This window comes from Lyngbya sp. CCAP 1446/10 (assembly GCF_026130175.1).
In the GTDB taxonomy this organism is placed as follows: Bacteria; Cyanobacteriota; Cyanobacteriia; order Cyanobacteriales; family Microcoleaceae; genus Microcoleus.
In genome coordinates, this window is the sequence record NZ_JAIGNI010000092.1 from 1 (window position 1) to 15,508 (window position 15,508).

The following is a 15,508-nucleotide window of genomic DNA, read 5'->3' on the forward strand; positions in this document are numbered from 1 at the left end:
TTAATTAGTTCCTCTTTTCTCTTAAAAGTCATTACAAAGTGTGTTTGTAGCTTCTAACAATGGTGAATTTATCTTAAAATATACTCATCACTGATGAACAGTGTTCAATAAGATGCGTTCCCCCTGGTTTACAACTCTAGATGCTTACTTTTCTTTGAATTTGGTTTTGTTTTATCATCTTGATCCTTTCCTTCAGAGCACTACCCCATAATTTGAATGGAATCCAGAAAAATGCCTCTGGGTTAGGAAAATTATCTAGCTTTAGGTCATAATTATTTCAGGACTAATTATTTAGGAGGTGCGATCGTGGTCATTGCTTCAACCAACCCGCCAAACCTTGCTTCAGATGCAACAAAGACTCGCTTCACTCCAGATGAATACCGGGCGATCGAGGAAACGGCCGAAGAACGTCACGAATACTGTAACGGAGAGATTATTGCTATGTCAGGAGGTTCAGAAGTCCACAGCGCGATCGCCTGTAACTTGTTAATTTACTTGGGATTTTTGTTAAGAGACACCGATTTTCGCTTGTATAACAGCGATTTGCGGGTTTGGATTCCTGAATATCACTGCGGAACCTACCCTGATTTGATGATCGTCAATGGCGAACCGGAGCTCAATGGCGATCGCACGGATGAAATTCTCAATCCTTTGCTGATTGTCGAGGTTCTTTCGCCGTCTACTGAAGCCTATGATCGAGGTGAAAAGTTCCGAAAATATCGCTCTCTGGCTAGTTTTTGTGAATATCTGCTGGTTAGTCAAACTGAACCATATATTGAGCAATATTATAATTGCGATCGCCCAAATAGCGATCGCTGGCAATGGCAAGTGTACGATCGGGTGGAAAGGGCGATCGTCCTACACAGCTTAAATATAGAACTGCCGATGGCTGAAGTCTACCGCCGGATTAGTCTTTAAGGGCGATTTATCTAGCTTTCTCATCTCTTAGAGGTTAACAGCAGAGGTTTTATGAAGAAGGATAAAGAGAACGAAATGGAAGACGAATTACTTGCTGAGTATGACTTTGCTCAGATGAAAGCAGGTGTTAGAGGCAAGTATGTTGAACGATATCGTGCAGGGACAAACTTAGTGCTTTTAGACCCCGATATTGCCCAAGCTTTTCCGAATGATGCAGCAGTAAATGAGGCATTGAGGATGTTAATCGAGATTGCACAGTGTCAGCAGTCCAATACTGCGGTGCAGCAGACGGAATAAAAAATATCGGTGAACTTTCGCCATTTTTCGACACTCTGTTTAACTAGAAATATAAGTTTAGGAGAAAGCTATGGCTACTCTAGTTCAAAAGCCCACGGAAAACCTAACTGAAAATCAAGTTGAAACTCCACCGGAACAAAAAATTTGGACTGATGCCGAATTCATGGCACTCAACCGAGATGGACACCGCTACGAAATTGTAAATGGAGAACTAATTGATATGGGAAACTCTGGTGCAAAACACGGTTATGTTTGCAGTATTTTGATGATTTTGCTCGGTGGTTATGTCCACATTCAAAAGCTAGGCGCGATGTTCGATTCCAGCACTGCTTTTAAGATGAAATCAGGAAATAAGCGATCGCCCGATGTTTCTTTCATGGCAAAAGAACGCCTGCAAGGGCTAGATGATCTCCCCGATGGCTTCCTAGAAGGTGCGCCGGATCTGGCTGTAGAAATCCTCTCTCCTAGCAATACAGTGGAAGAAATTCACAATAAACTTGTAGAATATTTTGAGAATGGAGCGCGTTTGGTTTGGGTGATTCATCCTAAAGAACAGTATGTTTTGGTGTATCGATCGGCTCAGTCACCCGATCGGCTGCTCAAGTCTACGGACTCCCTCGATGGCGAAGATATCGTCCCTGACTTTACTCTGGCGGTTGCCGAGTTATTTCAAAAGCTTGATTTTTCATGAAAGGGCGATCGAACTCTCCACACACAAAAACCGGGCAACTTTAAAGCTACCCGGCTATCCAAACTTGAGACTTCAGACAAATCTAAAATCTCAAACCTAAAATTCTTAAACAGCTACAGTCTTCTTAGTAGAAGAGCTCAATTCGCCCTTAGCATACTTAGCTGCAAAATCGTCCAAAGACACTTGCTTGATCTTTGTACCGTTACCGGCGCAACCGAAAGAGTTATAGCGATCGCTACAAACCTTCTGCATATACTTGATCGACGGCTTCAGGAAGTGGCGCGGATCGAATTCTTCGGGCTTAGCAAACAAAGCTTCGCGCACCGCAGCGGTAATCGCCAAACGGTTGTCAGTATCAATGTTGATCTTACGCACGCCGCACTTGATACCCTTTTGGATTTCTTCCACAGGTACGCCGTAGGTTTCGCGGATTTTGCCACCGTTGCTGTTGATGATTTCCAGCAATTCTTGGGGCACAGAAGATGAACCGTGCATTACCAAGTGAGTATTCGGCAAGCGGCGGTGAATTTCTTCGATGCGGCTGATTGCCAAAATTTCGCCAGTTGGCTTGCGGGTGAATTTGTAAGCGCCGTGGGAAGTGCCGATCGCCACTGCGAGAGCATCAACACCGGTTTGCTCAACGAAATTAACAGCTTCTTCAGGATCTGTCAGCAATTGATCGTGAGACAAAGCACCTTCAAAGCCGTGGCCGTCTTCTGCTTCGCCCATTCCTGTTTCCAGAGAACCCAAGCAACCCAGTTCGCCTTCAACGCTAACGCCGATCGAATGAGCAACCTTCACAACTTCGCGAGTAACTTCAACGTTGTACTCGTAGCTGGCGGGAGTCTTAGCATCTGCTTCCAAAGAACCGTCCATCATCACGCTGGTGAAACCTTGGCGCATGGCAGAATAGCAAGTGCCGGGGGCATTGCCGTGGTCTTGGTGCATACAAATGGGAATGTGAGGATAGGTTTCAACTGCTGCCAAAATCAAGTGGCGCAGGAAATTTTCTCCAGCGTAGGAGCGAGCGCCGCGAGAAGCTTGCAAAATCACGGGGCTGTTGGTTTCGTCAGCAGCGCGCATGATCGCTTGGATTTGCTCCATGTTGTTGACGTTGTAAGCCGGTAGGCCGTAACCATTTTCAGCCGCGTGGTCGAGCAGCAGTCGCATAGGTACAAGCGCCATAGATATTCCTCCTAATTATTTGTGGTTTCTGGACAGTGGATTTTGGACAATTTCAATTCTTACGATAATCTTAAGACAATTTGTTGCCGATCGCGCATTATGTTTCCAGATTTACTTAAAAGTTCAAAAAACAAAATTTTGAGCTCTGAGCATTCAACTCAGAACTCAAAACTATTGTTTTTTTTATGGGTCGCCCGGGATTTGAACCCGAGACCAATCGGTTAAAAGCCGAATGCTCTACCGCTGAGCTAGCGACCCGCGAAAACACTGTTACCGCACACAAGTTCTAATAGTAGCACCCGTCTATTTAAATAGCAAGTCTTTTTCAAAAAAAAGTTGCCGTCATGCGAACCAGCATCTGGCAAGTCGCTCCCGGCTGCAAATAAATCAAGTGTTCGCCAGTATTGATGGCATTTCCAGGAGCCGTCCAAGGTTCCACACAGTAAAAATCCTTGCCCTTCACTGTCCAGAAAACCAACTTCCCATAGCTGGAGTTGTAACTGACGGTGAGCCGCAAGCCCCGCGCCGCGTCAGTGACAGTAGCAGCAAGACCGGTCAGTTCGTCAAAGGAAACATCAATTTCATCCAGAGTCGGGTCAAAAACCCCTGTGAAATAGCCCTTTTCGTGGGTATTCTGATCTCTGTACTGCATCCCTGGAATCTCAAAGCGCAGATTTGTCTTGTCGGGAGCTAAAAAGTAAGGATGCAAGCCGCTAGCAAAGGGCATGGGTTCGTCACCAAGATTGGTGTATTCCTGCACAATTTCCAAAGAATTGCCTTTAATTTGATAAGTAAAAGCTAATTGGAAATCAAAGGGATAAACAGTCTGGGTCTTCTCGCTGCTGTTGAGCACCAGAGTAAGAGCCGCGCAACCCTGCGTAAATTGTTCCGTCACCTTCCAAGGCAAGTTGCGAGCAAAGCCGTGCTGTGTGAGATGAAACTCCACTCCCTTGTGGGTGTAAGTGTTATCGGGGAGATTGCCGCAGATGGGAAACAAGATGGGAATCCCGCCGCGTACAGTTAGATCGGGATTGGCGAACCGTTCCGCGTCCAAGTAGAACATTTCTTTGCCTTCAACCAGCCAGCTAGTGGCAATACCGCCCCGTTCCGGCACAACTTCTAGGGTAGAGTTAGCGGTTTCGTCGGAGAGGATATAGGTTTTGTACTGCTTTTGCTTTAGCGCGATCGCAAACACATTTGTCATTGGTAGTAGGTCGTCGATCATTGGTTGTTGGTAAATCGGTCGTTAATAATTGGTCGCTAGTAGTTGATTTTCGCCCATTACCACCCCTTTGCTCCGCGTGTATCCTCCCTCGGACTCCCACGGGCTAACCCACGTTCGCAGCTATAGGAGGCAGGGCGATCCGCGGCTTCGAGCGATCGCTGCTTTTTCCCGGAATGATCCTGTTTGTCGGCTGCTGTTTGAGTGCGACTTTGAAAGATAGATCCGGAGTCGGGGGAAGATAGCTTTGGGGACTGAGTACCCCTCCCGAAGTGGAAGATGGGGGCGAAATAAATGGTTCTTTGATGAATGGTTCTTTGCTAAACGGAGCTGGTTCCCGGCTGGGATTTTCCGGTTTATTGCGGTAGATGCGCGGCGGCAAATTTTGACTCGGAGGCGGGCTTGACTCAATTGCAGGCCCAGTCCCGTTTTGGAAAAATGAGGAGTTGTCCGGCTGTTTGGGGGCCGCAGGTACAGCGGGCAAAATCAGAGTAGGTTTCGGTTGTCCTGGGGCTGGCAGATTGGTTTCTCCAGTCAGGGGAAGTGGGGAATTAAGCGCGGGCTGTGTATCGCTTTTTGCTACTCCTGGTAAGGTCGAATTTGGAGTTTTTGGTGTCAATCCTGGGTTGATTGGGGCATCGAGAACTACAGAAGAGCGCATCGGTCGATCGAAAATACTAGAAATTTGCTCGACGTGTTTGAGAATGCGATCGCCCGCTGCTCCATTCACCACCTTCGGCTGAAACTTTTTCACCTCCACAGGCAAAAATTCTACTTTCATATTCCTGTCTTTGAGCGATACTTTGAGGACTGCGGTATCGTAATCGCTGCGAGCATTCCCCCCGAATATAAAATTACCTAATGAGTAAACAATCGGGCGGCCCTTGTAAACTTCGGCACCTTGCAGGACATGAGGGTGGTGTCCCACTACCAAATCTGCACCTTGGTCGATCGTGAACCGAGCCAAATCTATCTGCCAGTCCCCCGGATAATCTGCCAATTCAACTCCCCAGTGGTAATTAACCACAATCCAGTCTACCTGACCCCTGAGAGCTCGAATATCCTCCGCCACGCGATTGTTCCGACGGGCGTTAATACCCGCTTTTCCTTGGTCGGCGGAGTTAAAGTCGGAATCGTAATAACCTAGGTACGCAATCCGCTGACCCTTAACCTCAATAATATCTGGACGCCTCGCTTCTTTAAGATCTCTACCGGCTCCCAGATGCCCTATACCAGCATTATTTAGAGTATTTAGAGTCTCCACCAGCCCCGGTTCCTCGTAATCCATAGCGTGGCTATTTGCCAGATTGACAATATCCACTCCTCCTGCTGTTAATACTTTCACCGATTCTGGATCGGCTTTAAAATTTAATTGTTTTTTGCCAGAGCCCAAGGTAGAGCTAGTCAGGGGGTTTTCTAGATTAACCATCGATACATCTGCTTGCCGGTACTCGTCCATATTGGCGAAAGCCCAATCATAATCGTTACCAGCAGATGCTGCGATCGCATCCGATAGATTCACATTTCCTCCGAACATCAGCGTGACGGTGGGGTCGTAGGGATTAGCAACCTGCTTTTGTTGGACTACAGGTACTAATTCTAAGGCCGCTTGCACCGCATCGGGACGTTTGGGAGGTGGGCCCGACATTACCGCAGCTTGCTGGTAAGCAGAGACTGGGGATATTAGCCGCAGGGCTACAGCCTCGTGGTAGCTCACCCAACACCCTAAAATAAATGATGCCAGTGCCGATCCCACTAGCAGCAGAGAACGATATGTTTTAAATTTAACCCAATCGACGACCAATAGGGAACGGTCACGTCGCTGTCGGCGGTTTGCGGGAGTCACAATTCGGACTGACTGTTTCCAGAGAATCTCTGGTTCCCCAGCCAAGCGCGCGTGAATTCGCACCCCTTCTACTGCTGGCGAGTTTAGTCTCCAGAGTTGGTGACAAATAAATTTAACTAAGCCTTCGCGGAGAGTGCTCCCCAGTAATGTATGGTCGGACACAAATTCACGCTGGAATTCTACCAAAATTTGCACACATCCAGCCTGAGCCTGTTCGACGCGGGCATAAATCCCTTCGGGTCTCAGCAAGCTGTCAATCCAATAATTCAGGGCTTGAAAGTTGCCCGATCGCGCTAGCTCCAAGATAGACGGCTGCGACCAATTTTCTGCATATACCATCAATTAGCCTCCTTAACAGGTTCGAGCGATGACTTCAATTTGTTTTGAACGGAACTACAATTCTTTTAGCTTAACCGCCACTTCGCTGCCCGTTTTGAAGCTAGTTGTTGGTCGCCACCATTTTCTACACTTAGGTGATGCCTGCTGTCAATGATTTTTATCACATTTTGGTATCTAGATTTTTGATTTTTGATTTTTGATTTGAGTCAAGAGGCTGTGGGCTAGCGCTCAAACTAAGGTCAAAACTTGAGAGTTTCCTAGCGGCTTGAGTCAGCAGACTACCAACGGAAGGTTTAAATGAAATTGAGATTTTCTGATTTTAGCGGTAATTGGCGACGATCGCGATCGGCAAAACAGATGCTGCTAGGACGAGATCCCTAGAAGGTGTGTCAACAACACGCTAAGTAGCATTCGGTTTGCTGCTTGGCGAGTCGGTTCGATTTATCGTTGATGATTTGGGAAATTTGCTTTCTCTAACTTCTAGGGAATAATCTTGGACAGCTTGGGTAATTGTTGCTCGCAAATTGACGTAAGATTTGGCAAAAGGCGGTTGTTTTTCGGAAAGTCCCAACAAATCGGAAGTAACCAAAACTTGTCCGTCGCAGTCCGGCCCGGCGCCGATACCAATGGTGGGAATAGTTAATTTTTGGGTAATTTGAGCAGCTAAGTCTGGGGGAATGTGTTCTAGGACGATCGCAAAAGCGCCGGCTTCTTGAAGTGCGATCGACTCTGCTAGGATGCGATCGGCAGATTCCGCTGTTTTGCCCTGTTTTTTGTAGCCAAGTTGGTGTACCGACTGGGGAGTTAAACCAACGTGTCCCATCACCGGAATCCCAGCGGATGTTAACTGCGAAACCGTAGCCGCCATTGCTGGATATCCGCCCTCCAATTTTACAGCTTGAGCGCCAGTTTCTTTCAAAACTCTTCCCGCCGAGTGCATGGCTTGCTGGGGACTTTCTTGGTAAGTCAAAAACGGCAAATCGACAACAACTAATGCTTGCTTGACTGCGCGACGCACTGCTTTAGCGTGGTGCAGCATTTCATCGAGGGTTAGGGGGAGTGTTGTCTCGTAGCCCAAGACTGTCATGGCGAGGGAATCGCCGACGAGGATGATGTCAGTGCCTGCTTGGTCGATGAGTTGGGCGATCGCATAATCATAACCCGTCAGCGCCACAATTCGACGCCCTTGTTGTTTCCACTGAATCAGTTGATGAGTAGTTACTGCCATTTTATTACAAAAATATAGCCTTTTTAGATAGATGAGGTATAGCCTTTTTCAGAAAGATCAGGTACGCTTCCGGCATTGGGCATTGGGCATTGGGCATTCGGCATTGGGCATTCGGCATTGGGCTATCCTCACTTTTTTGAGAACCGCTATATGTCTGGCAATTGCTAATGACTAATGGAGAGGAAAAGTTTTTAACCACAAGTTTTAAGCTTGTTTCTGATGACCAAAAACAATTGGTTTAAAGCGTCTCCCTGATCGGGAAAAATTAAAATCAGACGATTAATTGCTTCAATCCTCTTCCTTCTTTTGTCAACTGTCAACTGTCAACTGTTAACTGTTAACTGAATGAACTGATTTTTCGCTCGAACTGCTATATGAATTGTCGATCGCCATTTTTTGCCTAGTCTCGCTCGATCGCCTCGCAGCATCCGCCACCTTCAAAGCGTACAAACTACTGGTATTTTCGACGTACAAAGGCGTACCGTTTAATAAACAGTCTAACACCATATCCATATCCTTAGCAAACAAACCGCGCCGCGTTCCTACTGGGATATTCTGCCGATTTTCTCCCTGAATTAATTGACCGGATTCGGGAGTGAAAATCATGGTTCCGGCTTCTCCGTAGATGGTAAAAATGTTTTCTGAATGCCAAAAAGTCTCTCCTTTGCCATAAACAGCTTCAGCGACAGCGCCATTGACAAAGCGCAACTGTGCATTACACAAACAAGCTTTGTAGAAATCCGGCTTAGTGTCCCAAAATTGAGTTTGACAGTTAACGGTTGTGACTTCGCCGAACAAATCAGTGAATCGGTGCAGTCGAGAAATTGCCCCAATTAAGGGAAACCCAAATAGGGAATGCTGAAAAGTCCAGCGCTGCGGCGCGTTACGCTGAGGAGCGATAGTAACGTAGCGGGCATAAAAAACTTTACCGATTAATGGTAAGGATTCTTTGATTGAGGAGTGCAAACCGCCTAAAAGTTCGATATGTTCGATGTGGAGGAGTTTTTGTTTTTGGGCGGCAAGTTCGATCGCCCTTTCGGCCTCAGATACATCTAAAGATAGAGGATATTCGACTACAACGTGCTTGTCATTTTCCAGCGCCGCCAGGGTAATCGCCCCGTGATCGCGGTTTACCGTGCAGACAATTACCAAATCTAAGTCGTCTCTTTCCACCAGCTTGCGCCAAGAAACCTCAGCTTCCGCGCCGAATGCTTGACAAAATGCTGCGGTTTTCTGCGGGTTGTTGCCCGCGACTGCGACTAAGTTCGATCGCACGTCAGCTACCAGCATCTCGGCCCTCAACTTAGCTGCAAAACCAGTACCCACAATCCCCACGCGAATTGGAGAATTTACTGCAAAACCAATGCCAGTATTAATTTGAGTCATAGGATTTTAGGTTTTAGATAGTTACAGAGTGGCGGTAATGGGGTTTAGGATGCCATCGCCCAAATTTTATGCTGCGGGGACAAATTTAAGCAAGTTGGGCTGAAAGTCGATCGATACAACGCATACCAATAACCCTAGTTTTTGGGCTGTACGGCTCAAAACAGGATTTTCCGCGAAACCCGGTTATTTTGCGTAAGTCTTGCGCGAACAGTATTACACCGCTGAGTCCAAGATAGGTATAAGTAATCAAGATGAAATCAGAAAAAGTTATAACTAATCCCATTCATTTTTTTGTAAATAAGTGTTGCAAGCTGACTTCTTTCCCCTACTATCATAGAGGGAACAAACCTAAGAGCTAACCTCAAAGCTGATAGAGCATTGAAGTTTGCATTAGGAAAACTTATCAATATTGTTGAATTTTTGAGAGGATTTAGTGCATGGCAACTTACAAAGTTACCCTCATCAGCGAAGCCGAGGGAATCAACCAGACCATTGAGGTTGATGACGATACTTACATTCTTGATGCTGCCGAAGAAGCAGGACTCGACCTACCTTACTCTTGCCGCGCTGGAGCTTGCTCCACCTGCGCCGGCAAAATCACCAAGGGCGAAGTTGACCAATCTGACCAATCTTTCTTAGATGACGACCAAATCGAAGCCGGATTTGTTCTGACCTGCGTCGCTTATCCTAAGTCTGATTGTACGATCGAAACTCACCAAGAAGAAGCCCTCTACTAAGGAAGGATTCTCGTCAGTCGAGCTAATTAACCCGGTTTCTTAATGTAATTAAGCTGAAATAGCTCAATTACATTAAAAAACTGGGTTTTTGCGTTGAAAGACTGCGATAGAGAGAAAGACGGCGGTTAGAAACCGCGTCTATACAAAAAATCTCCGCAGCAGCAGACGGCGGTTAGAAACCGCATATACGCAAACGATGTCCGCCTCCGCGGACTCAAGAAAGAAGATAACGTAATTTTTATCGGCCACTCTTCAACCCTCGCACCATCCGGGTTTTGTTTGTATAGACGCGGTTTCAACCGCCGAATCTTATGGCGAATCTGATGCTATTCGCGCCAAAATGTAATGGAATCGTTGAGGGGCACAACTTGAGCGCCGGGAAAATAAAAGCCGAGAATTCGATCGCCATTCCAGCCCAAATTAGCTAAATTGTAAGAACCGGTTTGACTCATTCCCACGCCGTGTCCGAAACCGCCTCCGACAAAAGCATAACCGTTCAGAGTTTTATCAGCATTGTAAATCGGTTCTAGGTAAAAAAGCGTGCTAATCGGCGGGTAAAAAGCATTGCGAATCTCATCTTTATCGATATCGATGGGGCCCAAATCAGTTTGTACCTTCATTTGCAAAACTCGACCAGCGGCTGACCTTTCCACCACTTCAACTTTTGTGAGAGTTTTAAAATTAGCTAGCGGGTGCTTTTTCTTCTGAAGATATTGGCGCAAAAATCCACCAATCGATGTCAGTGAAACTTGTTCACGCCAGCGGAAGGTTTCTTCTTTTTCTTCATTAAACCCTGCTTTCAGAGTCATGAAGCGACGGAAGTTGGTTTCGTCAGACAAGCTCTGTTTTGACAAATCCCAGACTTTGTTGGGGGAATCGATGATCGATCGCAAATATGGACGTTCTGGGCCGTGCCACACATCGCCAAAAGTCGCTGTCACGCCGCCGCTAGACGCTGAATAGAGCGCGTCTACTAGCTGATTTTCGTAAGTTAGGACTAAACCTGCTGTTTGGGCGATCGCCTTATCGCTCTGTGGGAAAACCTCCGTCAAACCCTTATAAACCTGACAGTTAACATCAGCGCACAACTCATAATTATCCACAGCAAACCGGCGCAAATTTCTCAGGGCGTAGGTTCTCGCTAAAATAGTTTGAGCGACAATCGAAGCGTAAGGCGAAAAAGCCCCAATTTCGTGAGGAACAACACCCCGCAAATAAGTTTCAGTCGGCACCTCATTAACTAAAGTATAAGTGCCGTAAGAATTTTTTTGCAAGTGCAAACTGCCGCCATAACGGCGAGTTTGTTGAAGAGCTTTTTCTGGTTCAGTAGCTGTCGCCTCTAGGGTAGTTTGTTCCAATACCTCGATCGTATTTTTTCCAGCAGTCACATCCAACTCATTGCGGTTGAAACGAAAGCCATTTAACACCCAAAATGCCTGGGGTATTTGTTTGATAACTTTGGAATCTAAAAAAGCTGTTTTGTTACCTTGAGCTTGCAAACTTTGCAACAGCCAGCGTCGCACTATAGGAGAATTGTAAATATCTCTTTTGGCCCAAACTTGCCAGCGCGAAGGTTGAGCAATTTCTACATCAATACCCTTAGCGCGCCACTGATTGGCGCTATCTTCTGCGCTTTCAAAACTGCGGTGCGAGCTCAGAACAACTCGTTCTTCTACTAATGGCGATTGCAGGGGTTTATTGGCAATTTCTAGCTTGATGCTGGGAGTAGTTTTGGTTTCTGTGCCTTGAGGAGTTTTGTAACTTAATGTTAAGCTGTCGCCCGGTAATGCTTTGAGCGTGAGTTTGTCGGTGGCTTTAGTACCAAACCGCTGCACCACGCCAATTTTGATGAGTCTATTTTGGGGAGTTTGGGCGTTTCCCGCAGCGCTGAAAATCGGCAATAGGCACAATGCGGTGAAAACAGTGCTAGAAATGCAGCTAAACCATTTGTAATTGGGAGTTGGAGGTGCTTGAGCGAACACGGTTATCTGTCTCCCGATAGTTGAAATTTGGGGATTTTTCATTGTACGTTAGCACATTTGGCGGCTGCTAAAGCGGAATTGCCAAAGATAAGCCAATACCCTTGGGCTAGTCGTAGGGTGTGTCGCCTGAGAAAATCCCTAAAAAAGAGCGACAATCTCGCAGCGACGCACCTTACAAAATAGTTGTGCTCTCAGAAACCGGGTTTCTTGGTAGATTTCTCATTACTAAACGCAAAATTTCGTAGAAACCCGGTTTCTAGCCTCCCATGAGAAGCCCTGAAACTATCCAAACTTTAGGAACTGATTTTTTACATACTCCATCAATACAGGCTGGAGTGTGAAAAGTGTTTTCTCACCTTGTTTGACTTTTTCAATTAATAAACGCCGTCCCAAGGATTGCACAGCTTGTAATAATGTCGATGGGGATAATTCGAGATTGGCTGAAATTTTTGATATTTCAACTGGTGCGGCTTCACTAGCTAACCAGCATATCACTTGTTTTTCTAGTTCGGTTAGCCGATCGCACTTTTGATGCAGCAAACATTCTAAATCACCTAAAAATAGGGTATCATAGGAGAGAAACTCGGAAACGCTGCCGCCGAATAAATCTTGAATCATAGTTGCAACTATATTTAACCATAGGGGATTGCCTCGGTAAAGGTCAATCAGTTGTGACCATTTCTCCTCTTCTGCTAATCTTTTTTCTCTGAATATTTCCCCTGCTTCCGCGCCTAAACCGTTGAGTTGCAGCGATTTACACGGGCGGTTTTCGCCTTCTAGGGCGGCAATTTCTCTGGGTTTTTCCCAACTGAGGAGAATTAAGCAACTGTTGTGGGATGATTCTGCTAGTTGTTTGAAGAATGTGCCGTAATTTTCATAGCCTGGTTGGTAGTGGCCTGCGAGTTGTCCGCTGGTGAAGATGGTTTGTACGTCATCGAGGATTAGGAGACAGCGGGATGAACGCAAATGTTCAATAAGTGAGGGTAATTCGATTTCTTGTTGCTGGGAGACGAATTGAATTAAGTTTGTTTGGAGTGTTTGCAGGGGTGGAGAATTGCAGAGGCTGCGGTAAATAATATAATCGAATTCGTGTTGAATTTGTGGGATTAGTTGGAGAGTCAGGGCGGTTTTGCCGATACCGGATAAGCCGTATATGGTGATGAGGCGGGTGCGGTTTTCCAGAATCCACTGTTTGAGGGTGGTGAGTTCGGATGTGCGGTTATAGAATAGGTTGGGTTCTGGTGCGTCGCCTAAGTCTAAATATACTTTAGGTTCGGAATTGCTTGTTTTTTGGTTAAATTTATTCTTGTCTTGCGGTTCAAATTGTGAGACTTCTGGAGAGTGCAAAGTCTCAGCAGAGATGTTGCCAATATGGATGCAGCCATTCCCGACGAGTGAGACAATATTAGAAGCTTGTAAATTTTCCAGTTTAGCTCTAAAATTGGCTTTACATAATTGCTGATCACCTAATGCAACTGATAGAAGCTTCCACAATTTGAATCCCACTTCTTTAACATATTTTTCTGAACGGTGGTGTTCCTGTGCAATTTCCTTATATTTTTGATTGTTCCAAGCGCCGCGCAGTATAGCTTTTTGCAGACTATCTAAGTGTTTTCCCGTAGTAGTTAAAGCTAGATTGTCAGTAAATTTTAAGGCTTCTTCAACGTCCATTAGTCAGGCAGATACAAGGGGTTGACCTAATTGTAACCCAACTAAATATGACTTTTTTAGTAGCAACCAACTAAATGTGACTTTTTATGACCTAGTTGAAGGGAAAAAACTACTAAATATGACTTTATATGGCTTGACAAGTTTTGGTACTTAAGAAACAATTTATACTTAAGGCAGCAGATGTTATGTTAACTGCTAATTGTATTTACCTGTTATGACACAACCGAATATTTTGGAACTCGCGAAACAGGGAGATGCAAAGGCGATCGCGCTTCTGCTAAACCGTCAGCTACAAGCCAAAGGCATCACCGCCGCAGCTTCCCTTAAAGATGGTTGTTTGCAGGTGATGCTGGAAGCGACAGAAGCGCCTAGTCAGCAAGCCCTAGCCAGGTGGGTGAGTAAGTCGATCTCTGGTTTGGGGGCTGAATCGATCGAGAAAGTGAAGGTTTACGGGCGACAGACGGGCGCGAAGGTGCCGACGTGGAGTCAAGAGTTTGAAGTGGCGGGGCAAAAGTTGCCTGTTACGGATGTTACAGAGGCGCGGGCAAGTTCTAGTGAAAATACGGAGTCAAATCAGCTTAGTTTGAAGGAACGGGCTAAGCTTGGGGATGTGGAGGCGATCGCATCTCTGTTAAATCTGCCGTTGCAAAATAAGGGGATTAGTGCGACTGCGAGTTTACAAGATGGTTGTTTGCAGGTGATGCTGGAGGGCGATCGGGTTCCCGATGAGGAAGCGGCTGTTAGGATTGTCCGCAGGGAGTTGACGAATTTGAAGGCGGGGGCGATCGCTTCTGTGAAGGTTTACGGGCAGCAGGTGGGTGAGGATTTCCCGGCTTGGAATCGAGAGTTTGAGTTGGTGGCACGAGCAAGTCAATCGTCCCATAATCTAGGAGTGAATACTACAAATCAGCTTTCTGCTAATAATTCGTATGCAGAAACAAGCCAGGAGCAATCCTCAATACAAATTCTTAATGAAACCTCAACAGAACTATTATCAGACAATCAATGGAATGTTGCATTTGTCACCCTGAGTGTAATAGCATTTTTCATGCTTTTTGTGAATTTCCCCTTGGCAGTTATTCTAGCTATTGCAGCAAGTATTGCTTATGTAAAGTATCAAAATACTCCGACTGGGAAAGCTGCTGCTGCTAAGCGACAGCTAGAAGCTTTACAAAGGGCTGAAGAAGCTGAACAGGAAAGGTTAAGGCAGGAAGAACAAAAAAGAATTTTGATTGAGGCGGCTCAATCCGAAGCTAAATTATTAACAACTAATCTGGCCCATACCGCCTTGGATGAATTTATAAAAGTGAATGCTAGATTAAGCATAGGCGTCAGCTATGTGGATTTAGCAGGTGTGATAACTCCAGCTAAATTCGCAACTCAGAAGTTTGAAAAGTCCAAGGATTATAATGTTTGCCCATACTTAAGTGAACTTATAAGTAAAAATATGTTATATTATGAAATTTCTCAGGAATGCTTTCAACAAAAAGTAGCGTATAAACCTTTAAATTCACAATTCAAAGCAATTCTACAATCTGAATTTCCCGAATTAAAAGGCTCACTTATTTCTTTTGGTTCGGACTCAGTTATCAATAAACTTTGGCAAAAAGCTTACCGTTATTCAGATGAAATAGAAACAATACTTGAATCATCAGACAATCTTAGTGGCTAGAGGCTTTTTGTTGTTAAAATATAAATTTAGATTTAATTAAAGAAGAGGATTTGTTTAATGAGTAAGAAAAAAACCAAACAAGTGCAGTATCGCTTGTGGACACCAGTAGCCAATGCTTATGATATTTATCGCCGACGTTTAATCGCAAATCCAGAAGCATTCTACGAACACACTTGGCGCTTGATTCATATTCAGGAGTCACTGATCGTTACACTCGGTTCATCGGGTGCATCTCACTTTGGCAAATACATCAAATTGAAAGTTGACCGTTGAGATAAGCACAGCGAAGAGAAAGGATAGAGGGAACGCTCTCAATATTCCATTGCGCTCCTGA

13 protein-coding genes and 1 tRNA gene are annotated in these 15,508 nt (G+C 45.4%); 6 read left to right on the forward strand and 8 right to left on the reverse strand.

Annotated elements, in window-relative coordinates:
* Positions 1 to 306 precede the first annotated feature (306 nt).
* The 3 genes from K4039_RS25205 (at position 307) to K4039_RS25215 (ending at position 1,906) form a co-directional block, all read left to right on the forward strand.
* The gene (locus K4039_RS25205) at positions 307 to 918 is read left to right on the forward strand and encodes a Uma2 family endonuclease (RefSeq protein WP_265239253.1); all 612 of its coding nucleotides are present in this window, start codon (positions 307 to 309) and stop codon (positions 916 to 918) included.
* Between the two features lie 51 nt (positions 919 to 969).
* On the forward strand, positions 970 to 1,215 hold the full coding sequence (locus tag K4039_RS25210; protein WP_265239254.1) for a hypothetical protein: 246 nt from the start codon (positions 970 to 972) through the stop codon (positions 1,213 to 1,215).
* A gap of 70 nt (positions 1,216 to 1,285) precedes the next feature.
* Positions 1,286 to 1,906, forward strand: coding sequence for a Uma2 family endonuclease (locus K4039_RS25215; protein WP_265239255.1), 621 nt, complete (start codon positions 1,286 to 1,288; stop codon positions 1,904 to 1,906).
* A gap of 105 nt (positions 1,907 to 2,011) precedes the next feature.
* Here K4039_RS25215 and fba read toward each other — a convergent pair whose 3' ends face one another.
* From fba to K4039_RS25245, 6 genes are all read right to left on the reverse strand, one after another.
* Entirely contained in the window at positions 2,012 to 3,091 is a 1,080-nt protein-coding gene (gene fba, locus K4039_RS25220) for a class II fructose-bisphosphate aldolase (RefSeq protein WP_265239256.1), read from the reverse strand.
* Positions 3,092 to 3,277: 186 nt separating this feature from the next.
* Positions 3,278 to 3,349 (reverse strand) — tRNA-Lys (locus K4039_RS25225).
* A gap of 67 nt (positions 3,350 to 3,416) precedes the next feature.
* A complete protein-coding gene (locus K4039_RS25230; RefSeq protein WP_265239257.1) occupies positions 3,417 to 4,316 on the reverse strand; it encodes an aldose epimerase in 900 nt (299 codons plus the stop codon).
* A gap of 103 nt (positions 4,317 to 4,419) precedes the next feature.
* Positions 4,420 to 6,498 (reverse strand): CapA family protein, encoded by a 2,079-nt coding sequence (locus K4039_RS25235; protein ID WP_265239258.1) that lies wholly within the window; start codon positions 6,496 to 6,498, stop codon positions 4,420 to 4,422.
* Between the two features lie 400 nt (positions 6,499 to 6,898).
* A complete protein-coding gene (gene panB / locus K4039_RS25240) occupies positions 6,899 to 7,726 on the reverse strand; it encodes a 3-methyl-2-oxobutanoate hydroxymethyltransferase (RefSeq protein ID WP_265239259.1) in 828 nt (275 codons plus the stop codon).
* Between the two features lie 330 nt (positions 7,727 to 8,056).
* The gene (locus tag K4039_RS25245; protein ID WP_265239260.1) at positions 8,057 to 9,112 is read right to left on the reverse strand and encodes a Gfo/Idh/MocA family protein; all 1,056 of its coding nucleotides are present in this window, start codon (positions 9,110 to 9,112) and stop codon (positions 8,057 to 8,059) included.
* Positions 9,113 to 9,549: 437 nt separating this feature from the next.
* Between K4039_RS25245 and K4039_RS25250 the strand changes: the two genes are divergently transcribed.
* Positions 9,550 to 9,849 (forward strand): ferredoxin, encoded by a 300-nt coding sequence (locus K4039_RS25250; protein WP_265239261.1) that lies wholly within the window; start codon positions 9,550 to 9,552, stop codon positions 9,847 to 9,849.
* Positions 9,850 to 10,175: 326 nt separating this feature from the next.
* Here the strand turns inward: K4039_RS25250 and K4039_RS25255 are convergent, their stop codons facing one another.
* Both K4039_RS25255 and K4039_RS25260 read right to left on the reverse strand, forming a co-directional pair.
* Positions 10,176 to 11,873, reverse strand: coding sequence for a SpoIID/LytB domain-containing protein (locus K4039_RS25255; protein WP_265239262.1), 1,698 nt, complete (start codon positions 11,871 to 11,873; stop codon positions 10,176 to 10,178).
* 240 nt (positions 11,874 to 12,113) lie between these two features.
* A complete protein-coding gene (locus K4039_RS25260) occupies positions 12,114 to 13,502 on the reverse strand; it encodes an ATP-binding protein (RefSeq protein ID WP_265239263.1) in 1,389 nt (462 codons plus the stop codon).
* A gap of 214 nt (positions 13,503 to 13,716) precedes the next feature.
* Between K4039_RS25260 and K4039_RS25265 the strand changes: the two genes are divergently transcribed.
* Positions 13,717 to 15,174: a hypothetical protein gene (locus K4039_RS25265; protein WP_265239264.1), complete on the forward strand. Its 1,458-nt coding sequence runs from the start codon at positions 13,717 to 13,719 to the stop codon at positions 15,172 to 15,174.
* Positions 15,175 to 15,231: 57 nt separating this feature from the next.
* Positions 15,232 to 15,447, forward strand: coding sequence for a hypothetical protein (locus tag K4039_RS25270; protein WP_265239265.1), 216 nt, complete (start codon positions 15,232 to 15,234; stop codon positions 15,445 to 15,447).
* Positions 15,448 to 15,508 lie beyond the last annotated feature (61 nt).